The organism is Paracoccus sp. TOH, assembly GCF_030388245.1.
Lineage (GTDB): Bacteria > Pseudomonadota > Alphaproteobacteria > Rhodobacterales > Rhodobacteraceae > Paracoccus > Paracoccus simplex.
This window is the reverse complement of the sequence record NZ_CP098360.1, coordinates 24,053-43,629: the sequence shown is the minus strand read 5'-3', so window position 1 is coordinate 43,629 and position 19,577 is coordinate 24,053. Positions and strand designations below refer to the sequence as shown.

Annotated in this window: 20 protein-coding genes and 1 tRNA gene; 8 read left to right on the top strand and 13 right to left on the bottom strand. The window is 67.0% G+C overall.

Annotated elements, in window-relative coordinates:
- Position 1 precedes the first annotated feature (1 nt).
- Genes NBE95_RS00245 through NBE95_RS00235 form a run of 3 tightly spaced genes read right to left on the bottom strand, consistent with a single transcriptional unit; the run spans position 2 to position 2,633 of the window.
- Entirely contained in the window at positions 2-793 is a 792-nt protein-coding gene (locus tag NBE95_RS00245) for a CbbQ/NirQ/NorQ/GpvN family protein (protein ID WP_289893916.1), read from the bottom strand.
- A gap of 4 nt (positions 794-797) precedes the next feature.
- Positions 798-2,168 carry a cbb3-type cytochrome c oxidase subunit I gene (locus tag NBE95_RS00240; RefSeq protein WP_019351573.1) on the bottom strand — a complete coding sequence of 457 codons (1,371 nt, stop codon included), beginning with the start codon at positions 2,166-2,168 and terminating at the stop codon, positions 798-800.
- Between the two features lie 12 nt (positions 2,169-2,180).
- A complete protein-coding gene (locus NBE95_RS00235) occupies positions 2,181-2,633 on the bottom strand; it encodes a cytochrome c (protein WP_289893914.1) in 453 nt (150 codons plus the stop codon).
- A 132-nt stretch (positions 2,634-2,765) separates the two neighbouring features.
- Between NBE95_RS00235 and NBE95_RS00230 the strand changes: the two genes are divergently transcribed.
- The 4 genes from NBE95_RS00230 (at position 2,766) to NBE95_RS00215 (ending at position 5,611) form a co-directional block, all read left to right on the top strand.
- The gene (locus tag NBE95_RS00230) at positions 2,766-2,999 is read left to right on the top strand and encodes a hypothetical protein (RefSeq protein WP_289893913.1); all 234 of its coding nucleotides are present in this window, start codon (positions 2,766-2,768) and stop codon (positions 2,997-2,999) included.
- A 45-nt stretch (positions 3,000-3,044) separates the two neighbouring features.
- Entirely contained in the window at positions 3,045-3,785 is a 741-nt protein-coding gene (locus NBE95_RS00225; RefSeq protein WP_289893912.1) for a Crp/Fnr family transcriptional regulator, read from the top strand.
- Between the two features lie 97 nt (positions 3,786-3,882).
- A complete protein-coding gene (locus tag NBE95_RS00220; RefSeq protein ID WP_289893911.1) occupies positions 3,883-4,317 on the top strand; it encodes a pseudoazurin in 435 nt (144 codons plus the stop codon).
- A 79-nt stretch (positions 4,318-4,396) separates the two neighbouring features.
- Entirely contained in the window at positions 4,397-5,611 is a 1,215-nt protein-coding gene (locus NBE95_RS00215; protein WP_289893910.1) for an NnrS family protein, read from the top strand.
- On the opposite strand, the gene NBE95_RS00210 is transcribed toward NBE95_RS00215, so the two are convergent.
- Genes NBE95_RS00210 through NBE95_RS00175 form a run of 8 tightly spaced genes read right to left on the bottom strand, consistent with a single transcriptional unit; the run spans position 5,608 to position 14,816 of the window.
- Positions 5,608-6,108: a DUF2249 domain-containing protein gene (locus tag NBE95_RS00210; RefSeq protein WP_289893909.1), complete on the bottom strand. Its 501-nt coding sequence runs from the start codon at positions 6,106-6,108 to the stop codon at positions 5,608-5,610. The two genes, NBE95_RS00215 and NBE95_RS00210, sit on opposite strands and share 4 nt — an antisense overlap.
- 40 nt (positions 6,109-6,148) lie before the next feature.
- The gene (locus NBE95_RS00205) at positions 6,149-7,078 is read right to left on the bottom strand and encodes an FAD:protein FMN transferase (protein ID WP_289893908.1); all 930 of its coding nucleotides are present in this window, start codon (positions 7,076-7,078) and stop codon (positions 6,149-6,151) included.
- The gene (locus tag NBE95_RS00200; protein ID WP_289893907.1) at positions 7,068-7,592 is read right to left on the bottom strand and encodes a nitrous oxide reductase accessory protein NosL; all 525 of its coding nucleotides are present in this window, start codon (positions 7,590-7,592) and stop codon (positions 7,068-7,070) included. The genes NBE95_RS00205 and NBE95_RS00200 overlap by 11 nt, the downstream gene beginning before the upstream one ends.
- Positions 7,592-8,410, bottom strand: a complete 819-nt coding sequence (locus tag NBE95_RS00195) for an ABC transporter permease subunit (RefSeq protein ID WP_289893906.1) — start codon at positions 8,408-8,410, stop codon at positions 7,592-7,594. Before NBE95_RS00195 ends, NBE95_RS00200 begins: the two co-directional genes overlap by 1 nt.
- Positions 8,410-9,270 (bottom strand): ABC transporter ATP-binding protein, encoded by an 861-nt coding sequence (locus NBE95_RS00190; RefSeq protein ID WP_289893905.1) that lies wholly within the window; start codon positions 9,268-9,270, stop codon positions 8,410-8,412. The genes NBE95_RS00195 and NBE95_RS00190 overlap by 1 nt, the downstream gene beginning before the upstream one ends.
- Positions 9,267-10,607, bottom strand: a complete 1,341-nt coding sequence (locus NBE95_RS00185; protein WP_289893904.1) for a nitrous oxide reductase family maturation protein NosD — start codon at positions 10,605-10,607, stop codon at positions 9,267-9,269. The genes NBE95_RS00190 and NBE95_RS00185 overlap by 4 nt, the downstream gene beginning before the upstream one ends.
- Positions 10,607-12,541 carry a TAT-dependent nitrous-oxide reductase gene (gene nosZ, locus NBE95_RS00180; RefSeq protein ID WP_289893902.1) on the bottom strand — a complete coding sequence of 645 codons (1,935 nt, stop codon included), beginning with the start codon at positions 12,539-12,541 and terminating at the stop codon, positions 10,607-10,609. The genes NBE95_RS00185 and nosZ overlap by 1 nt, the downstream gene beginning before the upstream one ends.
- Position 12,542: 1 nt before the next feature.
- Positions 12,543-14,816 (bottom strand): NosR/NirI family protein, encoded by a 2,274-nt coding sequence (locus tag NBE95_RS00175; RefSeq protein ID WP_289893901.1) that lies wholly within the window; start codon positions 14,814-14,816, stop codon positions 12,543-12,545.
- Positions 14,817-15,244: 428 nt separating this feature from the next.
- On the opposite strand from NBE95_RS00175, the gene NBE95_RS00170 reads away from it, so the two are divergent.
- The 4 genes from NBE95_RS00170 (at position 15,245) to NBE95_RS00155 (ending at position 18,565) form a co-directional block, all read left to right on the top strand.
- A complete protein-coding gene (locus NBE95_RS00170) occupies positions 15,245-15,445 on the top strand; it encodes a CsbD family protein (RefSeq protein ID WP_019352530.1) in 201 nt (66 codons plus the stop codon).
- A 201-nt stretch (positions 15,446-15,646) separates the two neighbouring features.
- A complete protein-coding gene (lon, locus tag NBE95_RS00165; RefSeq protein WP_289893900.1) occupies positions 15,647-18,064 on the top strand; it encodes an endopeptidase La in 2,418 nt (805 codons plus the stop codon).
- Positions 18,065-18,131: 67 nt separating this feature from the next.
- Positions 18,132-18,416 carry an HU family DNA-binding protein gene (locus tag NBE95_RS00160; RefSeq protein ID WP_289893899.1) on the top strand — a complete coding sequence of 95 codons (285 nt, stop codon included), beginning with the start codon at positions 18,132-18,134 and terminating at the stop codon, positions 18,414-18,416.
- Positions 18,417-18,490: 74 nt separating this feature from the next.
- Positions 18,491-18,565: transfer RNA gene (locus tag NBE95_RS00155), tRNA-Val, on the top strand.
- A gap of 388 nt (positions 18,566-18,953) precedes the next feature.
- On the opposite strand, the gene NBE95_RS00150 is transcribed toward NBE95_RS00155, so the two are convergent.
- Together NBE95_RS00150 and NBE95_RS00145 are read right to left on the bottom strand one after the other, a co-directional pair.
- Positions 18,954-19,193, bottom strand: a complete 240-nt coding sequence (locus NBE95_RS00150) for a hypothetical protein (RefSeq protein ID WP_289893898.1) — start codon at positions 19,191-19,193, stop codon at positions 18,954-18,956.
- A gap of 133 nt (positions 19,194-19,326) precedes the next feature.
- Positions 19,327-19,542, bottom strand: coding sequence for a hypothetical protein (locus NBE95_RS00145; protein WP_289893897.1), 216 nt, complete (start codon positions 19,540-19,542; stop codon positions 19,327-19,329).
- Positions 19,543-19,577 lie beyond the last annotated feature (35 nt).

Below are 19,577 nucleotides of genomic sequence, written 5' to 3'. Positions count from 1 at the left end.
GTCAGCCTGCCAGCGCGCCGACCAGATCGACAAGGCCGCGCTTGACGTCGGCATCGTCGGTCAGGGGCTCGATCATCGCCGCCGCGACGGCCCGGTCGAAGCCCATGCCGCCGGCGATCAGCGTCGCGGCATAAATCACCAGCCGGGTCGAGACGCCCTCTTCCAGATCCTGGCCCTTGAGCCCGCGCAGCTTGCCGGCGATGCGGATCAAGAGCTTGGCGCGGCTTTCGTCCAGCCCGCTTTCGCGGCAGACCACCGGCAGCTCGTGCTCGGGCAGCGGAAAGCCGAACTCGACCGACAGGAAGCGCTGCCGGGTCGAGGGCTTCAGGGTCTTCAGGATGTTCTGGTAGCCGGGGTTGTAGCTGGCGACCAGCATGAAGCCGGGTCCGGCCTGCAATTCCTCGCCGGTGCGGTCGATGGGCAGGATGCGGCGGTCGTCGGTCAGCGGATGCAGGACCACGGCCACGTCCTTTCTGGCCTCGACCACCTCGTCGAGATAGCAGATCGCACCCTCGCGCACGGCGCGGGTCAGGGGGCCGTCGACCCAGACCGTCTCGCCGCCCTTGAGCAGGTAGCGCCCGATCAGGTCGGCCGCCGACAGGTCGTCATGGCAGGAGACGGTATAAAGCCGCCGGCCCAGCCTCGCCGCCATATGGGCGACGAAGCGGGTTTTGCCGCAGCCGGTCGGGCCTTTCAGCAGCAAGGGCAGGCCGTGGGCATGGGCGGCGGCGAAGACCTCGCATTCGTCGCCCTGCGGCAGGTAGAAGGGGGCAGGGGTGATGCTTCCGTCCATGGTCTCACTCCGCAGCATGTTTGACGACCGGGCCGGGCTCGATCACTTCGCGGCGCGGCATCAGCGTGGCCCAGATGAACAGGACCACCCCCAGCACCACCGCGACGCCGGCGCCGAAGCGCATCCAGTAGAACAGCGCAAGCTGGTCCTGCACTTCCATGTAGTTCATGCCCAGCACGCGCTGCAGATGGGTCTGCACGGTGCCGGCAAAGGTCAGCACGAAGGTCATGAACAGCATGCCGCCCGCCATCAGCCAGAACGAGGCCATCAGCACCACCTGGTTATAGGGGTCGCGGCCGCGCAGGATCGGCATGGCATAGGTGAACAGCGCCAGGTTCAGGCAGACATAGGCGCCGAAGAAGGCCAGGTGGCCATGCGCCGCGGTGACCTGGGTGCCGTGGGTATAGTAGTTCACCCCGTGCAGCGTGTGCAGGAAGCCCCAGACCCCGGCGCCGAAGAAGGCCAGCACCGCGCAGCCCAGCGACCACAGCAGCGCCGCCTTGTTCGGATGGTCGCGCCGGCCCTTCCAGACCATGACGAAGGCGAAGGCCATCATCGCGAAGAAGGGCACGATCTCGAAGCTCGAGAAGATCGAGCCGATCCACTGCCAATAGGCGGGCATGCCGATCCAGTAGTAATGGTGCCCGGTGCCCAGGATGCCCGAGAACAGCGCCGAGGCGACGATGACGTAAAGCCATTTCTCGACCACCTCGCGGTCCACCCCGGTCAGCTTCAGCATCAGGAAGCCCAGGATCGAGGCCATGATCAGCTCCCACACGCCCTCGACCCAGAGGTGGATGACGTTCCACCAGTATTGCTTGTCGAGCGCCAGGTTCACCGGGTTGTAGAAGGCGAACAGGAACAGCAGCGCCAGCCCCCAAAGCCCCAGCAGCAGGATGGTCGAGATGACCGTCTTGCGGCCCTTCAGCATCGTCATCGAGACGTTGTAGAGGAAGATCAATGCCGCCACGACCAGGCCGACCTTGACCCAGGTGGGTTGTTCAAGGAACTCGCGCCCCTGCATGCCCAGCAGGAAATTGCCCTCGAACAGGTTGAAGGCATAGGTCAGCACCGCGCCCAGCGTGCCGACGACCATGATCGCCAGCTGCAGATAGGCCAGCAGCGGCGAATGGATCTCGCGCTCGGCCTCCTCGGGGATCAGGAAATAGGCCGAGCCGAAGAAGCCGGTCAGCAGCCAGACGATCAGCGCGTTGGAATGCAGCATCCGACCGATGTTGAAGGGCAGGGTCTCGGACAGGAAGTTCGGGTTGACATAGATATAGCCGATCAGCAGCCCCATCAGGACCTGCACGGCAAAGAGCGCGAGCGCCACGTAGATATAGGCCAGCGCGATTTTCTGGGTCTGGTATTTCATCGCTTCGTTCCTTCAGCCCGCATCGTTCGGCGGCCAGTTCTGGGTATTGATCCGCCCGGTCCACAGCAGGAAATCGGTCAGTTCGCGGATCTCCTGGTCGGTCAGGTGGAATTGCGGCATCTGCCGACGGCCCTCGACGCCGGTGGGCTGGGCTTCCATCCAGCCCTTCATTGCCTCGAAGGCGGTCTCGGGATCGTCCTGCACGCCCCAGCGTTTCATCACGTTGCCCAGTTCGGGCGCGAAATAGGCGCCTTCGCCCAGGATCGAGTGGCAGTTGATGCAGGCCTTCTTTTCCCACAGGTGCTTGCCCGCGGCGACCTCGGGCGTCAGCCCGGCCGTGTCCGTCGAGACATGGGTGATATAGTAATGACTATGGGCGAAAAGCCCGATGAAGATGAGAATGAAGAACAGCGACCCGCCATAAAAGATGTTCCGGGCCATGCTCTTCGTCAGGACTTCGCGCATGGCGAGCGACTCCGCGAGCAGTTGGCAATCGCCCTTTGAATGCGCCGGCGGGCGGCGGGGCACCTTAACCAAAGTCAAGGCGTCGGGGAAATTCTCCGGGCAAATTTCTCGGGTATGCAGGAGAAGCGTTTGATGACCGAACATGCCCCGGCGATCTGGCCGATCTGGAAACTGGCGCTGCTGCTTTACGTCTTCGCGGCGGTGGCGGTGGCGATCAACCTGTTCATGCTGGGGCTTCTGGGTCAGTCGCTGGGACTGCCGGCGCTTTCGCCGATGACGGTGCTGGCGCTCTCGGTGCCGCTGGGCGTGCCGGCGGCCTGGGCCTCGGGGCTCTGGGTGCGGCATCTGCTTGAACAGGCGCGCTAGCGTGATCGGGGCTGCGGCCCGCGATCCGATGTGCTAGCCCTGCCCATGCCGGCCCATCCCGCCGGCGCCATGCGCAGGGATCCGATGCCGGAACCGCTTTCCCTTCTGCCGCTTTTCGCCGGGCTCGACCCGGCGCAGCTGGATGTGGTGCGCCAGGGCATGGCTCGGTTGGCGCTGGCGCCGGCCGAGGTGCTGTTCACCCAGGGCGACCCGGCGGCGCGGTTCTTCGTGCTGCTGGACGGCCGGCTGAAGGTCACGCAGGTGACCGAGGACGGCCAGCAGTTCATCGTCCGCATCGTCCATCCCGGCGAGCTTTGCGGTTTCGCCCCGGCGCTTGGCCGCAGCCATTATCCCGGCAGCGCCGAGGCCATGGTGGAAAGCCGCCTGCTGGCCTGGCCGCGCGCCCGCTGGGAGCCGTTGATCGGCGCCGCGCCCTCGCTGGCCTTCTCGGCGATCCAGGCGGTGGGGCGCAAGCTGGACGAGGCGCATATCCGCCTGCGCGAGATGAGCACCGAGGAGGCGGGCCGCCGCATCGCCCATCTGCTGCTGCGCCTGGCGCGCGAGGATGCGGGGCCCGACACGGTGCCGCCGCCGCGACCCGGCCCGGTCGAGATTCCCTTTCCCCTGACCCGCCAGGACATCGCCGACATGAGCGGCAACACCCTGCACACCGCCTCGCGCATCATGGCGGCCTGGGAGGCGGACGGCATCCTGCTGCGCGCCCGCCGCAAGGTGATCATCGCCGACGTGCCGGCGCTGGAAGCCATCGCCCAGGCGCAATCCTGATATGAACAGTCTGCAATTTGAGGTAGCGCAAAGTCCCGCCGATTCCCGGGTGCTAGCTGTCGGGCCGGAAGATTGATTTTCCGCAAGGAGACAGGAAATGAAACGCTCTCTGACATTGGCCGCCGCGCTGGCCTTTCTTGCCGTTCCGGCGCTGGCCGCGGACCATCAGGTGCAGATGCTGAACAAGGGCGCGGATGGCGCCATGGTCTTCGAGCCCGCCTTCGTGCAGGCCGAGGTGGGCGACACCATCACCTTCGTGCCCACCGACAAGAGCCATGACGTGGCCTCGCTGCCCGGCATGCTGCCCGAGGGCGTGGCCGAGTTCGAATCCAAGCTGAACGAACAATATGTGCTGACCGTGGACAAGCCCGGCCTTTATGCGGTGAAATGCAAGCCGCACCTGCCAATGGGCATGGTGGCGCTGATCCAGGCCGGCGGCGATGCCTCGAACTACGACGCGGTGGCCGGGGGCAAGCTGCCCAAGAAGGCCCGCCAGCGCATGGATGCGCAATTGGAAAAGGTCGCGCGCTAAGCCTTTCGCCCCCCACGGGGCCTGAGCCTTGGCCCGTCGCCGGTTCCGGGCGGCGGGCCTTTCTGTCTGAGAGGATGCCATGGGCAAATCTGCGAAATCCCTGCGCCCCGAGGGCGGCATTCCGCGCGGTCTGTCGCGGACCGGCCCGGTGCTGTTCTCCTATGGCTTTCGGCCGTTCTTCCTGGGCGGGGCGCTTTGGGCGGTGGTGATCATGCTGCTGTGGATCGCGGCGCTGACCGGCCATGGCGCGCCGGGCGGCGCCTATGGCGCCAGCCATTGGCACATGCACGAGATGCTGTTCGGCTTTTCATCGGCGATCCTGGCCGGCTTCCTGATGACGGCGGTGCCGAACTGGACCGGCCGCATGCCGCTGTCCGGGCGGCCGCTGATGGCGCTTTCGGCGCTGTGGCTGGCCGGGCGCCTGGCGATCACCTTTCCGCCGACCGCTTCGCCGCTGCCCGGCGTGGTGCTGGAATCGCTGTTCCTGCCGGTGATGGCGCTGGTCTTCCTGACCGAGATCGTCGCCGGCCGCAAATGGCGCGACCTGAAGGTGGTGGGCGCGGTCGCGGTGCTGGCGCTGGCCAATATCGGCTTTCACCTTGCGGTGCTGCGCGACGGCGACCCGGCGATGGCGGCGCGGGCGGCGATTTCGGCCTATGTGCTGCTGATCATCATCATCGGCGGGCGCATCACCCCCAGCTTCACCCGCAACTGGCTGGCGCGGCGGGGCCCGGGGCCGCTGCCGGTGCCCTACAACAGGTTCGACACCGTGGTTTCCTGCGCCTCGGCCGCCACGCTTCTGGGCTGGGTGCTTGCGCCCGAGGCGCTGCCGGTGGCGCTGGCCGCCTGCGCGGCGGCGGCGCTGAACCTGGCCCGGCTGGCGCGCTGGCGCGGCTGGCTGACCGCGCGCGAGCCGCTGGTCCTGTCGCTGCATGGCGGCTACCTGATGCTCGCCCTGGGTTTCGCCGCCGTGGGCCTGGCCGGTTTCGGCGTGATGAGCACCGCGGCGGCGCTGCATGTCTTCGGCGTCGGCGCCATCGGCGGCGAGATGCTGGCGGTGATGACCCGCGCCACCCGCGGCCATACCGGACGCGAGCTGACCGCCTCGCTGCCGACCAGCCTCAGCTATCTGGCGATCTTCGCGGCGGCGCTGCTGCGGCCGGCGGCCGAGTTCGGCGCCTATGAGCCGCTGATCCACGCCACCGGCGCCGCCTGGATCCTGGCCTTCGGGCTGTTTTGCGTCGAACATGCGCCGATGCTGCTGCGCCAGCGCAAGACCCTGCGCGGCGCCTAGGCTTCGGCCCGCCGCAGCAGCAGCCGGTAGCCGCTGCCGTCCGCGGCATGGTTGCCGGCCCATTGATGTCCCGCCTCGGCCAGTCGCGGCAGCAGCGTTGCGGGCTCGCGCTCGAGCAGGGCGAAGACCACCTCGCCCGCCGCCGCGGCCTCCAGCGCCGCGGTCAGTCGCGCCAGCGCCTCGGCTTCCGACAGGCCGGTCAGGTCCAGGAAGGCCGAAGGCTCGGGCCAACTGAAGGCTTCCAGTGCGCTGCCGAGGCTCAGCGCCTGTTCGGGGCGGCGGAAGTCGATCTGCCAGGCATTGCCGCCCAGCGGGGTTTCGCTGTGGAGGAAGCCCTGCCGCTCCATCACCCGGAACAGCGGCACCGGCCGGAACGGCGCGATCAGCCGCAGGGTCTGGCCCTCGGCCAGCGCATCGGCGGCAGCCATGATCGCGGCCAGGGGCTCCTGCCCCTCGGCCAGAATCGGTCTTACATCAAGGGTGACGATATCGGTCATGGCGTTCCCGGCTGGTGGCATTCTGGCGCATGGCGCGGGGTCAGGTAAAGCGGGTTTCGCGGCCCTGACCGTCCAGCGCCCGCACCTCGACGCCGGGCAGGGCGGGCAGGGCGGCGCGGATCGCCGGTGCTGGCGCCAGGGCGAAGCCGGTCGAGAGCGCATCGGCCAGCCCCGCCTCGTCGGCGATGACCGAGATCCGTGCCCAGTCGGCGCGCGCCGCGCCGGTGTCGGGGTCGATCAGATGCGGCAGCCGGCCGGCGGCGTCGAAGGTGAAGCCGCCCGCCTCGGTGGTGGCGATGGCGCGGTCGATCAGCGACGCCTCGCCGCCGCCCGCCAGCGCCACGCGCCAGGGTTCGGCGGCGGTGCGGCCGCCGATGGCGCGGATCTCGCCCATGTCGACCAGCGTGTGTTCGGCGCCGCCGGCACGAAGCAGCGCGGTGATGCGGTCGGTGATGATACCTTGGGCGATGCCGTTCAGCGTCAGCGCCATGCCGGGGCGCAGCAGGATGCGGTCGTCGCTGACCCGGATGCGGTCGAATCCGACCAGCTGCCGCGCCGCCTGCACCGCCGCCGCGTCCCCCGCCGCATGGGCGCGCCAGAGCGGCTGGATGCTGGGATCGAAGCGTCCGCCGGTCAGCCGGTGTACATGCCGGGCCAGCCGCAGCGCCGCCACCATCTCCGGGCTGGGCGTGACCAGCAGGCCGCTGCGGTTCAGCTCGGACAGTTCGGAACTGTCGCGGTAGAGGGTGAAGATATTCTCGAGCCGCTGCAGCTCGGCCCGGGTTTCGCGGATCAGCGCCTGGGCGCGGGTGCGGTCGGGATGGTTCAGGATCAGCGCCACCGGCGCGCCCATGGCCTGGCCGCGCCAGACCGTCGCGCCCGAGGCATCGTCCGGTGCGGCATGGGCCAGCAGCGGCGCGCCGAGCGCGGCGGCCGAGATGGTCAGGAAACGGCGGCGGTCAATGCGCATCCCCGGCCTCCTCCGCTGCGGTTTCGCCGGCGCCCAGAACCTCGTCGGGGGTCAGCTTGTCGAAGGTCTGCACGCTGCCGCCCTTGTCGGCGGCGAATGCCTCGGCGGCCACGCGGCTGCCGAAGGGCACGATCTCGGCCCCGCCCATGCCGGCCTGCATGGTCGAGCCGACGACATAGAAGGCTTTTGTCGCGTCGATCCAGTTGTCGGCGCCGGGATCGGCCCAGCTGGCCGCCTTGGCCATGTCCGAGACGTAAAGTCCGCCGTGATCCTTGACCTCGTCCGGCATCATCGAGAAGGCGACCGTGTCGCGGGCCGAGGAGAACCAGTAGGCGCCCATTTCCTTCGACAGCACCACCTGGCCCTTGGGCCCTTCGTGTTCCATCAGGTTCATGCCGCAATAGCGCCCGATCGCCTCGGCGGTCATGGTCACGGGCGGCAGGGCGGCGGTCGTCTCGTCCCGGCAGGCCGGCAGCGCCAGCGTCAGCAGGGCAGCGATCAGCAGCGGTTTCATTACAGGTTCCTTCGCGAGAATGCGGTCATGGCCAGGGTCAGCGGCAACGCGCACCACAGAAGCAGCGCCGCCGCCAGCAGGCCCGGGGTCAGTTGCGAATTGTCATAGACGCCGCCCATGCCGGACAGCATGGCCGAGGCGCCTTCGCCCAGCGTCAGCAGGCGATAGGCGTCGGTCGGGTTCAGCAGCAGCGCCAGGTCCATGATCCAGCCCGGCACCGCGTGGCCGCCGCGCGCCACCAGTGCCGCCAGCAGCGCCATGTCGTAAAGCGCCACGAACAGCAGCCACAGCCCGATGGCGATGCCCGCCGCGGTCGAGCTTTCCTGCACGACCGCGGAAGCCAGCGTTCCCAGTGCCAGGAACACCGCCCCCAGCAGCACCGAAATCGCGGTCATCATGGCAAAGGCCTGCCAGCCCTCGGCGCCGTGGCGCCAGATCACGAAGATCGCCGCGAAGCCGAAGCCGATCACCGTGGCCAGCGCCAGGATGGCGAGCTGGCCCAGAAACTTGCCCGCCACCACCTGCGGCCGCGACAGCGGATGGCTGAGCAGCAGCAGCAGCGTGCCGCGCTCGGCCTCGCGGGTGATGGCGTCATGCGAGAGCAGCAGCGCGATCAGCGGCACCAGGAAGATGGTCAGGCTGGCCAGCCCCACCACCACCACGTCCAGCGCGCCGGTCGCGGTCGAGCCGGTGGGTGCCGAACCCAGCGCGGCGATGACCGAGGCCAGCGCCGCCATGACCACGGTCATCGAGACGACCCAGCGGTTGCGGATGCCCTCGGCCAGTTCGCGGCGGGCGATGGTCAGGATCGCGGACATCAGGCGGCCTCGCTGCGCAGGAAATGGGCGTAGATGTCGTCGAGGCTGGGATCCTCGAGGGTGATCTCGCGCGCGCCGGTGTCGAGCAGGGCGCGCAGTGCCGTGACCTTCTCGGCCTCGGCCAGGTCGATGCGGCGCAGCCCGCCATCCGAGGCGCGGAAGCGCAGGCGCGAGGGCAGGCCGGCCAGCCGCCGCAGTTCCGCCAGCGAGCCGTCGGCGATCTTGCGGCCCTGGTTGATGACGATGACCCGCTCGGCATGGCCTTCCAGTTCGGTCAGCGCGTGCGAGGACAGCAGCACCGTCGCGCCCTGCCGCGCCAGGTCGGCGACGATGCCGTAAAGCTCGCGCCGCAGGGCGGGGTCGAGACCCGAGGTCGGCTCGTCCAGCAGCAGCAGCCGCGGCGCCCCCAGCAGCGCCTGCGCCAGGCCAAGGCGCTGGCGCATCCCCTTGGAATAGCCGCGCACCGGCCGGTCGGCGGCGTCCAGCAGCCCGACCCGCGCGAACAGCGCCTCATGGCCGCGCGCCGGCAGGCCCTTGAGCCGGGCGTAGAAGCCCAGTGTCTCGCGCCCGGTAAAGGACAGGTGGAACTGCACGCTTTCCGGCAGGTAACCCAGTTGCGCACGGGCGGCGCGGCCATGGCCGGGATCGGCGCCCAGCACAGAAATCCGCCCGGCATCCGCCCGGGTCAGGCCCAGTATCATCTTGATCTGCGTGGTCTTGCCGGCGCCGTTATGGCCGACCAGCGCCACAACCTGGCCGGGCGGCAGCGTATAGGAAAGCGCGCTGACCACCGGGCGGCCGCCATAGCTTTTGCCCACGCCTTCAAGGATCACGGTCGGGTCGTTCGGGGCGGCGGTCATGGCAGGGGCCTTTCGGAATTCTGAAACATCAGCGGGTGGCTGTCGGTCACGCCGCCGGGCAGCAGGGCGGGAAAGCGGCTTTGCGCGAAACGCAGGATCTGCACCGCCGGGCTGGTCAGCAGCATCCGCGCCTGCGGGGCGGTCCACATCACCTTGTCCACCATGTCGTTGGGGCGATAGGCGCTGTCGGCCAGCCCGTCGCCGTTCAGGTCGAAAGCGGCATTGTCGGACCAGTAGTTGCCGACGCCGTCCAGCGACCATTCCAGATAGCGGGTACCGACATATTTCACCTGGACGCGGTTCTGCACGAAATCGTTGCGCGACATCAGGTTGCCCTCGGCCCCGGCGGTGAAATGGATGCCGATGGCGCAGCCCTCGAAATGGTTGCCGGTGAAGCGGTTCTTGTTGGCATTGTAGATGAACACGCATTTCTCGGGCGCGATGCGGTTGCCGGCCGAGGCGGGGTCGGGGGCTGGCACGCCGGCCTCGAGGCTCTGGCCCATGTCGCGCCAGCGGCTTTCCGGGGCCGGGCGGCCGATCACCCGGTTGCCCGACAGCACCGAGCGGTTGGCCGAGTTGAACAGGAAGCCGTAGTCGCGGTCGTTCTCGGAGGAATTGCCGGTGACGGTCAGCCGGTCCGAGAACATGATCGCATAGCCCATGGCATTGTCGCGCGAGACATTGCCGCTGACCTCGCTGTCCGAGGTGTTCATGTAATGGATGGCGAAGCGGGTGTCGTGGATGCGGTTGTTGCGGAAGGCGTTCTTCTTGGAGACCGAGACGAAGATGCCGTCGCGGCCCTGGGCGATCTCGTTATCCTCGACCGCGGCGCCGGGGGCGTTCCAGACGCTGACGCCGTTGCCAAGCTCGGACTGCCGGCCCAGGCGGCCGGTGATGCGGTTGCCCGAAACCAGCGCGTCGCGCGCGCCCTGGATGCGGATGCCGTGCAGGTTGTCGGTCAGCACATTGCCGTCCACGCGCGCGCCGGTGGCGCGTTTGGTCAGGAAGATGCCGGAATCCATCCGGTCGAGATCGCTGCCCGAGCCGGTGACGCCGAGCCCGGTGATGCGCACGTCCGGGGCATCGACCGCGATCACATGGCCCTGTCCCGCGCCATCGACCACCGCGCCGGGTTCGCCGCGCAGGGTCAAGGGTGTCGCGATCAGCAGGGGGCCGCGCCAGCGGCCGGCCCCCAGCAGGATTTCGTCCCCCGGCCGGGCATTCGCCAGCGCCTGCGCCAGCCCGGCATCGTCGGCCGGGCGCAGCCTGTCCGCCGCCAGCGGCGAGGACAGCAGCAGCGCAAGGGCAAGGCCAAGGCCAAGGGCGGGACGCAGCATCAGGCCGGCTCCACCAGCATGCGGCCCTTCATCTCCATGTGCATGGCATGGCAGAACCACGAGCAGTAATACCAGTAGACGCCCGGCCGGTCGGCCTTGAAGGTGACCGAGGCGGTGGCTTGCGGCGCGACCTCGATGTTGATGCCGTAATTGACGATGCAGAAGCCATGGGTCAGGTCTTCGACCTCGTCGATATTGGTGACATAGACCGTGACCTCGTCGCCCTGCTTGACGGTGAAGCTGTCGAGCCCGAAGGCAGGGGCCGAAGAGGTCATGTAGACCCGGACCTTGTTGCCGTCGCGGATGACCTCGCTGTCGATCATCAGGTCGATATTGTCCTTTTTCGCCTGCTCGACCGCATCGGCGAAGAACGGATCGTTGCGGTCCCAGAGCGAAACCGGGTTCACCTTGGAGGCGTGGATGATCGTCGCGTCATGCGGCTCGGCGAAGGTGGGGTTGTCGTGGACGATCTTCATCTCGTCGCCCGAGATGTCGATCAGCTGGTCGCATTCCGGCTTCAGCGGCCCGACGTTCAGGAAGCGGTCCTTCGAGAACTTGTTGAGCGAGATCAGCCATTTGCCATCGGCTTCCTTGGTCTGTCCCATCGAGGTGTGGTTGTGGCCGGGCTGATAGTGCACGTCCAGCTTCTGCCGGATCGGGTCGACCTTCTCGCCATTATGGGCGCGGATCGCGTCCTCGATGTTCCACTTGCAGATCTGGCTGTCGATGAACAGCGTCGTATAGGCATTGCCGCGGCCGTCATAGGCGGTGTGCAGCGGACCCAGGCCCAGCTCCGGCTCGGCCACCACGGTGTCGCGCGGCTGGATCTTGCCGGCGAACAGGTCGTCGAACTTGCGCACGTCGAAGACCGTGACCGTGGGCGAGAGCTTGCCGTTGGCGACGATATGGATGCCGTCCGGCGCGGTGTTGATGCCGTGCGGGCCGTTCGGGACGGGGACGTAGCGCACCAGCTTGTTGTCCTCGCCGCGGCCGTCAAGCACGCGCACGCCGTTCAGCTCCTGGCCCTCGCCGGCCTTCACCGCGGCTTCGATGGCCTGGATGTTGAAGATGGTCAGCCAGTCCTGGTCCTTTTCCATCGTCTCTTCCAGCGTCACGCCGCCTTCCGAGTTGTAGCAGGTCGCGAAGGCGTATTTGCCCTGGTAGTCGGCGTCGACGTTGTCGAGGTTGCCGTCGACGATGATCTGCCAGGCCACCTGCATGGTGTCGGCGTCGATGGCCGAGAAGACCGAGTGGTATTGCGAGGGATCGTTCAGCGCCGTGCCGTCATTGGGCAGCGGCACGCCATCCTCGCCATTGGCGAAGACATAGCCGGTCCGGGGGTATTTCTGCAGCCGCAGCCCGTGGACCGTGTGCTGGTTCGGCAGCTCGATGATCTTGTCGCAGCGCATCACGTCCATGCGGATGCGGGCGACGCGGGTGTTGGCCTTGTCGTTGATGAAGAAATAGCGCCCGTCATAGGTGCCGTCGGTGAACGAGGGATGCGGGTGGTGGGCATCGCCATTGCTGAAGAAGCCGCCCTTGTCCTTGAGGAATTCGCGGGTCTGCGGCGTCAGCCCCTCGGTCAGGACCTTGATCGATTCGTTGGACTGCCCCCAGCCGGTGGCGCTTTCGCGGTTGAAGATCGGCACCCGGATCAGTTCGCGCATCGAGGGCAGGCCAAGGATGCGCACCTCGCCCGATTGGCCGCCGGAGAGCAGGACGTAATATTCGTCCAGCTCGCCCGGCGCCACCTCGAAGGATTGCCCCTCGGCGGCGCCTTGCGCGGCCGCCTGTCCGGCGATGGCCGCCGCGCCCAGCCCGGCGCCGGCGCCCAGCAGCGCGCGGGGCGCGACGCTGCCCGCGCCGGCGGCGACGGCCATGCCGCTGGCCAGAAGCTGGCGTCGGTTGGGCCGGAAATCACTGTCTTTGGTCATGTCATGCTCCTTTGAGATCGGGGGGATTGTCGGCGGTCGCGGCGCGCTGTGCGCGGAAGGCGGGCGGCTGCTCGCGGCCGGTTTTGCCGGTGGCGGCGGCGGGTTTCGGCTGCGCGCTGCGGGCGATCTTCTCGCGCCGCGCTTTCTGGGTGATCATGTGCGGGCAGCGCGTGTCGTCGTGATAGAGCACCTGGCAATTCATGCAGTAGATGCATTCGTTGACGTTGATCTGGCCCTCGGGGTGGATGGCCTTGACCGGGCAGTCATTGGCGCAGCGCTGGCAGGGGCTGCCGCATTCCGGCCAGCGCTTCAGCCATTCGAACATGCGCATCCGGCCCGGGATCGCCAGCGCCGCGCCCAGCGGACACAGGTAGCGGCAATAGAAGCGCTCGATGAACAGGCCCGGCAGCAGGCAGGCCAGGGCGAACAGCACGAAGCCCCATTCGCGCATGAAGTTCAGGACGATCGCGGTCTTGAACGGCTCGACCTCGGCCCAACGTTCCGCATCGGCCAGCGAATAGAGCGACAGCCCGAACAGGCCCAGGAAGATCATGTACTTGATCGGCCACAGCCTTTCGTGCAGCCCCCAGGGCAGGTCGATCTGCGGCACGCGCAACTTGCGGGCGATGGTGTTCGACAGTTCCTGCAGCGCGCCGAAGGGGCAGAGCCAGCCGCAGAACGGCCCGCGGCCCCAGAACAGCAGGCCGGCCGCCACCGCGCTCCACAGGATGAAGACCAGCGGCGCCGACAGGAAATATTCCCACGAGAAGCCGGAGAGCAGCGCGTTGACGAAGGTCAGCACGTTCACCACCGACAGTTGCGCGTGGACCAGCCAGCCCAGCCACAGCAGGGTGAAGGCCAGATAGCCGCGCCGGACCCAAAGGAAGGTGCGCGGGTATTTGGTCAGCACGTCCTGGAAGAAGAAGATCGCGGTCAGCAGCGCCAGCGCGGTGCCGAGGATGGCGATGTTCGCCCGGTTCATCTGCCACATTGTCTTCCACAGAGCCGGGCCGTCATCCTCGGCGGTGGGCTGGCCGACCTGCGGCTGCGCCGCGGGCGTGTCGGCGACCGGGGTCGCCGGGGCGGCGGGCGGCGCGGCGGGCAGCAGGTAGCGCTCGGGGATCTGGTAGGCAAGGTCGAAGGGTAGGGTGGCCTTGTCGCGGCCCCGGGTGGCGCGCTGGACCAGAAGCTGCAGCTCGAAGGGCTGCGCCACGTCGAAGGTGAAATCCTGCGGCACGACGAAAAGCGCGATCTCTTTCAGCCGCGGCGCGCCCGCTGCGGCCAGGACCGGAATGCGGGTGTGATCGCGGTCCTTGAAGCGCAGGCCCTGACCGTCCTGCATCAGCTCGATCCGGTCGAAGATGCCGCCGCGCACATAGCCCGAACCCTTGAAGGAATAGGCGCCGTCGCCCGCGACCAGCACCGCCGCCTGGCCCGGTTGCAGCTTCGCCGCCAGCCGGTCATAGGCGGCATCGCCCAGCAGGCTGCGGCCGATGGCGGGCACCGAGACCGGCGCCAGGTAAAGGTCGATGAACGCGTCCTCGGGATTGCCGGTCTCGGCGTGCTGGGCGGCCAGCGGCTGGCCGGCATCGGCGAAGGCCTTGCTGACCTCTCCGACGCTCATGACCAGCGAGCGCACCGAGCCGTCGCCCAGCAGCGTCTGCCAGTCCTCGGTTCCGGTAACGGCGGGGTCCAGTTCGCGGCGGGTCTCGGCCGGGGCGGGGCCGGCGGCGATGCCGTCCAGCCGCCCCGAACGGATCAGCCTGACCGCCGAACGCACGATGCTGTCGCCCATGACCAGCACCGTCACCGTGGCGCCCGAGACGATCTCGGCCTGCGGCGGCTTGGCCTCGCCCGCCGCGACGCGGCCCAGATCGGCGCCGATCAACCCGTTCAGCGCCGCCAGCACCTTGGGCTCGGGGATACCGATCAGCACGATGGGCTCGTGATGTTCGACCATGTGGATGCCGCGGATCACGCCCTTTCGGTCGATGCCGACGACGATGCGGATCGGTTTGCCGGAATAGCCGGTCGAGGGGGTGAAATCGCTGTTGAGATAGGCGTAACCCAGCGTCTCGCCGCCCTTCAGGACCGGAACGATGGCCGGTTCGCCCTCCGGGGCGCCGTAGCTCTCGGCCCCCTCGAACAGCTGCGAGGGTGGGGTCTTTGCCAGCGCCTCGTCCAGGGTCAGCGCCTGGCCTGCGGAAACCATGCTGCAAAGCACGAGAAAAACCGCAAGCCAGCAGGACTTGAGGAGGCGGACAGGCATGGACATGGCAGGCTCGGGCAGTTGCGGTATCGGGCGCAACATGCCGCGCCGCGCCGGCCCCGACTTTGCGCCAGCGCAAGGTTCGCCGTTTTCCCGGTCAGGCGTCGCGCAGCGTGAATCGCGCAAGACGCTTGATCCGTTGCCTTCTTCCTGTCGCAATGCGGGATCCGGGCGCGGGCGCGCTTGCCGTTCCGCGCCGCACCGGCTCAGTATCGCGGTTGCATGACCCGACTCCGCGCCCGGCTTCGGTCATGTGGCCTGCCGGGCATGTCCCGGCCGAGAGCGCGTGATGAAAGCCTGCCGGAAGCCCATGGACTTGCACTCGCAGCCGTCGGGTTCCGCCTTTCCGCGAAGAAAATTGCCGGAACCCTGGCCGCGGGCCGGGGTTGGTTTCGCATGACACAGACAGTCCACATCTTGGAAAGGAGTGCGCAATGAACTGGGATATCATCGAAGGCAAATGGAACCAACTCAAGGGCAGCGTGAAAGAGCAATGGGGCGACCTGACCGATGACGAGCTGACCGAGGTGGCGGGCCAGAAGGACAAGCTGGCCGGCAAGCTGCAGGAAAAATACGGCTGGACCAAGGAAAAGGCCGACGAGCAGATCAACAGCTTCTTCCGCGACCGGGTCTGACCCGGCGGCCCATCACAAGGCAAGGCCTCGGCAGGTTCCCGGGGCCTTGCCCAGCCGGGCGTTCCCGGCCGTCGGTGCGAACAAAATGCGAACCAATCTGCCATTGAACCCGACGGCGCGGCTTCCTATCTTGTCAGCCAGCAGGGGGCGCAGACTGCCTGTCTTAGGGGTTGCGCCTCTTGGCGAGAAAGGACTGATTCCATGAACGAATTCGCCCAAACCACCCATCCGGTCCTGCCTTTGCGGGATATCGTGGTGTTTCCGCACATGATCGTGCCGCTGTTCGTCGGGCGCGAGAAATCGGTGCGGGCGCTCGAGGCCGTGATGGAGCAGGATCGTCCGATCCTTCTCGCAGCCCAGAAGGATGCCGCGGTCGATGAGCCCGCCGCCGAGGGGATCTTCCGCACCGGCGTGCTGGCCAATGTGCTGCAACTGTTGAAACTGCCCGACGGGACCGTGAAGGTGCTTGTCGAGGGGCGCGAACGGGTGCGCGTCACCGATTTCGTGCCGAATGACGATTACTTCGAAGCCCGCTGCGAATCCCTGGCCGAAGAGCCGGGCGATGCCGACACGCTGACCGCGCTGACCCGCGCCGTCGCCGAGGAGTTCGAGCGCTATGTCAAGGTGCGCAAGAACATCCCCGAGGAAGTCGTGGCCGCGGTGGCCGAGGCCCGCGACGCGGCCCGGCTGGCCGATCTGGTCAGCGGCCATCTGGGCATCGCGCTGGACAAGAAGCAGGAACTGCTGGAAACCCTGGTGACGGCCGAGCGCCTGGAGAAGGTCTATGGCCTGATGCAGGGCGAGATGTCGGTGCTGCAGGTCGAGAAAAAGATCAAGTCCCGCGTCAAGACGCAGATGGAGAAGACCCAGCGCGAATACTATCTGAATGAGCAGATGAAGGCCATTCAGAAGGAGCTGGGCGACGGCGAGGACGGCTCGAACGAGCTTACCGAGCTGGAAGAGAAGATCAACCAGACGAAGTTCAGCAAGGAGGCCCGCGAAAAAGCCGAGGCCGAGCTGAAGAAGCTGAAGTCGATGTCGCCGATGTCGGCCGAGGCCACGGTCAGCCGCAACTATCTGGACTGGCTCTTGTCGCTGCCCTGGGGCGTGAAGTCGCGCATTCGCAAGGATCTCGGCAAGGCCGAGGAGGTGCTCGACGCCGATCACTACGGGCTGGAAAAGGTCAAGGAACGCATCGTCGAATATCTGGCGGTGCAGAACCGCTCGACCAAGCTGAAGGGGCCGATCCTGTGCCTTGTCGGGCCTCCGGGCGTCGGCAAGACCTCGCTGGGCCGTTCGGTGGCGCGGGCCACGGGGCGCGAGTTCATCCGCATCAGCCTTGGCGGCGTGCGCGACGAATCCGAGATCCGCGGCCATCGCCGGACCTATATCGGCTCGATGCCCGGCAAGATCATCCAGGCGCTGAAAAAGGCCAAGACCACGAATCCGCTGATCCTGCTCGACGAGATCGACAAGATGGGCCAGGACTTCCGCGGCGACCCGGCCTCGGCCATGCTCGAGGTGCTGGACCCGGAACAGAACGCGACCTTCGTCGACCACTATCTTGAGGTGGAATACGACCTGTCGAACGTGATGTTCGTGACCACGGCCAACAGCTACAACATGCCCGGACCGCTGCTCGACCGGATGGAGATCATCCCGCTGGCCGGCTATACCGAGGACGAGAAGCGCGAGATCGCGCGCCAGCATCTGCTGCCCAAGCAGATCAAGGCGAACGGGTTGCGCAAGGGCGAGTTCTCGGTGACCGACGAGGCGCTGACCCATGTGATCCGCTATTACACCCGTGAGGCGGGCGTGCGGTCGCTGGAGCGCGAGATCGCCAAGCTGGCCCGCAAGGCGGTGACCGAGATCCTGAAGGGCAAGGTCAAGTCGGTCGAGGTGACGCCCGAGAAGGCCGAGGAATATCTGGGCGTGCGCCGCCACCGCTATGGCCTGGCCGAAAAGGACGATCAGGTCGGCGTGGTGACGGGGCTGGCCTGGACCCAGGTCGGCGGCGATCTGTTGCAGATCGAGGCGCTGAAGCTGCCCGGCAAGGGCCGCATGAAGACGACCGGGAAACTGGGCGAGGTGATGAAGGAATCGATCGACGCGGCGGCGAGCTATGTGCGCTCGATCGCGCCCCAGATCGGGGTGAAGCCGCCGAAATTCGACGCCATCGACATCCATGTCCATGTGCCCGACGGGGCCACCCCCAAGGACGGCCCTTCGGCGGGCCTTGCCATGGTGACCTCGATCGTCTCGGTGCTGACGCAGATCCCGGTGCGCAAGGACATTGCCATGACCGGCGAGGTTTCGCTGCGCGGCAACGCCATGGCCATCGGCGGACTCAAGGAAAAGCTGCTGGCGGCGCTTCGGGGTGGCATCAAGACGGTGCTGATCCCGGTCGATAACGAGAAGGACCTGGCCGAGATCCCGGCCAATGTGAAGGAAGGGCTGAAGATCATTCCGGTCAGCCATGTGCGGGAAGTCCTGCAGCAGGCGCTGGTGCGGATGCCTGAACCCGTCGAATGGGACGAGGCTGCCGAGGAGGCGGCCGAGGCCAGCCGGTTGGCCGCGACCCGCGAACAGGGAAGCGGCGACTCGGCGGTCGCCCACTGATACGAGGCCGCGCGGCATCCGCGCGGCCTTTTTCTTGACCGAGTCTCCAGGGGAAAGGAGTGTTTCCATGGCACGGTCACAGGCAAGATCCGAACCCGAGGCCTTCGCCGATCCCGAAACGGCCAAGGTGCTGCAGAAGCGGCAGCTCCTGTCCCAGGTGGCGCGCCGCACCGGCCTGCGCAACAGCGAAGTCAAGACCGTGGTCGAGGCGACCTTGGCCGAGTTGGGCGATGCGATCGCCTCGGGAATGACGCTGGCGCTGCCGCCTTTGGGGCGGGCGCGCATCAGCCGCCGCCACGACGGCGCGGGCGGCGAGATCATCACCCTGCGCCTGCGTCGCCGCGGTTCCTGACGATTGCGAGCGCGGCATTTTTTCGGCTGCAGCCTCTTGCGGTGCGCTTCGTCTGCGGCTATCTAGCGCGCACCGGGCGATTAGCTCAGCGGTAGAGCGCTTCGTTCACATCGAAGATGTCAGCGGTTCAAATCCGTTATCGCCCACCATTATTCTGAAGGCGCTAAGGCAGGTTTAACACCCCCTTAGCGCCTTTTTCATCCCCGTCCCGACATCTTGTCACCATTTCCGAAGATGTCCGTGGTCACCACGCGGTCACCGGAATTCGGACGGCGGTGTCACCGGTGGCCTGCAGCGGCAAGGCCAGAGGCTCGCCGTGTAGCCGCCGTTCGTGATTGCGGATGCACCGCGGTCCTTTCTTCACGGGGAAACGAGCCGTTTCGGCAGCTTCTCCTGGCGGTCGTGATGTGCTCCGGACGGGCGTCGGACGAGTGCCGCTGCGGGCGAAGAACACAGGGAAACGGGATCTCCCTGTCTGGGCGGAGAGGTACTTTGGCTCTTAGCTGACGATCGGACAGACAGCAGCCCGTTGAGACCCTATCGCGCTGCGTCTTCAGTTGGCGGGAGGGTGATGCGGTAGTCGCCGCCGTGATCCTCAACTTCGATCCTGCCGATCCAGTCGACGATGGCCTCTAGTGGCTGGGCGATCAAAGCGTCCACCGTTCGGTAAAATACGGCGAAAGCGAGCGCGAATGCGCATAGCGTAAACGCGGCCGCGAATACGAGAACCCTTGCCCATGACCCGCCTCGCTCGTTCTTGATCTGCGTTTCTCTCATCACACTTCCGTGAAAGGGTTTTTGCCTGGCCAGTGACATCGGTAACAGAGTTGACCTTACACGGCGAGCGGCAGCTTCGTCCCGCATAGCAGCCCCCGAACACGGTAATGCGGTCGGGTGCTGTCGTCCACAGTCACAGGGACACGAGCAGGTTCAACCGCAACACCGCTTCGCGTCCTTCGCCGGCCGATGCCAGGGCGGTCACGAACTCCCGCAGGCTGCGGCCTTCGAGCTTTTCCGCTCCGCCTTCGATCTGCCATTCGACCAGCTGCGGCATCGCCAGCGTCACCGTGCCCCAGACAGCAGTGTCCTTGGATTGTGCCATTGCTTCCAACTCCTTGTTGCTCATGAGGAATTGGTAACAGGCGGGCGGGGCATCGCACA

Bases quoted from the DNA above. Each gene is read 5' to 3' on its own strand.
- NBE95_RS00245 (WP_289893916.1), bottom strand. From the start codon at position 793: ATGGACGGAAGCATCACCCCTGCCCCCTTCTACCTGCCGCAGGGCGAC.
- NBE95_RS00240 (WP_019351573.1), bottom strand. From the start codon at position 2,168: ATGAAATACCAGACCCAGAAAATCGCGCTGGCCTATATCTACGTGGCG.
- NBE95_RS00235 (WP_289893914.1), bottom strand. From the start codon at position 2,633: ATGCGCGAAGTCCTGACGAAGAGCATGGCCCGGAACATCTTTTATGGC.
- NBE95_RS00230 (WP_289893913.1), top strand. From the start codon at position 2,766: ATGACCGAACATGCCCCGGCGATCTGGCCGATCTGGAAACTGGCGCTG.
- NBE95_RS00225 (WP_289893912.1), top strand. From the start codon at position 3,045: ATGCCGGCCCATCCCGCCGGCGCCATGCGCAGGGATCCGATGCCGGAA.
- NBE95_RS00220 (WP_289893911.1), top strand. From the start codon at position 3,883: ATGAAACGCTCTCTGACATTGGCCGCCGCGCTGGCCTTTCTTGCCGTT.
- NBE95_RS00215 (WP_289893910.1), top strand. From the start codon at position 4,397: ATGGGCAAATCTGCGAAATCCCTGCGCCCCGAGGGCGGCATTCCGCGC.
- NBE95_RS00210 (WP_289893909.1), bottom strand. From the start codon at position 6,108: ATGACCGATATCGTCACCCTTGATGTAAGACCGATTCTGGCCGAGGGG.
- NBE95_RS00205 (WP_289893908.1), bottom strand. From the start codon at position 7,078: ATGCGCATTGACCGCCGCCGTTTCCTGACCATCTCGGCCGCCGCGCTC.
- NBE95_RS00200 (WP_289893907.1), bottom strand. From the start codon at position 7,592: ATGAAACCGCTGCTGATCGCTGCCCTGCTGACGCTGGCGCTGCCGGCC.
- NBE95_RS00195 (WP_289893906.1), bottom strand. From the start codon at position 8,410: ATGTCCGCGATCCTGACCATCGCCCGCCGCGAACTGGCCGAGGGCATC.
- NBE95_RS00190 (WP_289893905.1), bottom strand. From the start codon at position 9,270: ATGACCGCCGCCCCGAACGACCCGACCGTGATCCTTGAAGGCGTGGGC.
- NBE95_RS00185 (WP_289893904.1), bottom strand. From the start codon at position 10,607: ATGCTGCGTCCCGCCCTTGGCCTTGGCCTTGCCCTTGCGCTGCTGCTG.
- nosZ (WP_289893902.1), bottom strand. From the start codon at position 12,541: ATGACCAAAGACAGTGATTTCCGGCCCAACCGACGCCAGCTTCTGGCC.
- NBE95_RS00175 (WP_289893901.1), bottom strand. From the start codon at position 14,816: ATGTCCATGCCTGTCCGCCTCCTCAAGTCCTGCTGGCTTGCGGTTTTT.
- NBE95_RS00170 (WP_019352530.1), top strand. From the start codon at position 15,245: ATGAACTGGGATATCATCGAAGGCAAATGGAACCAACTCAAGGGCAGC.
- lon (WP_289893900.1), top strand. From the start codon at position 15,647: ATGAACGAATTCGCCCAAACCACCCATCCGGTCCTGCCTTTGCGGGAT.
- NBE95_RS00160 (WP_289893899.1), top strand. From the start codon at position 18,132: ATGGCACGGTCACAGGCAAGATCCGAACCCGAGGCCTTCGCCGATCCC.
- NBE95_RS00150 (WP_289893898.1), bottom strand. From the start codon at position 19,193: ATGAGAGAAACGCAGATCAAGAACGAGCGAGGCGGGTCATGGGCAAGG.
- NBE95_RS00145 (WP_289893897.1), bottom strand. From the start codon at position 19,542: ATGAGCAACAAGGAGTTGGAAGCAATGGCACAATCCAAGGACACTGCT.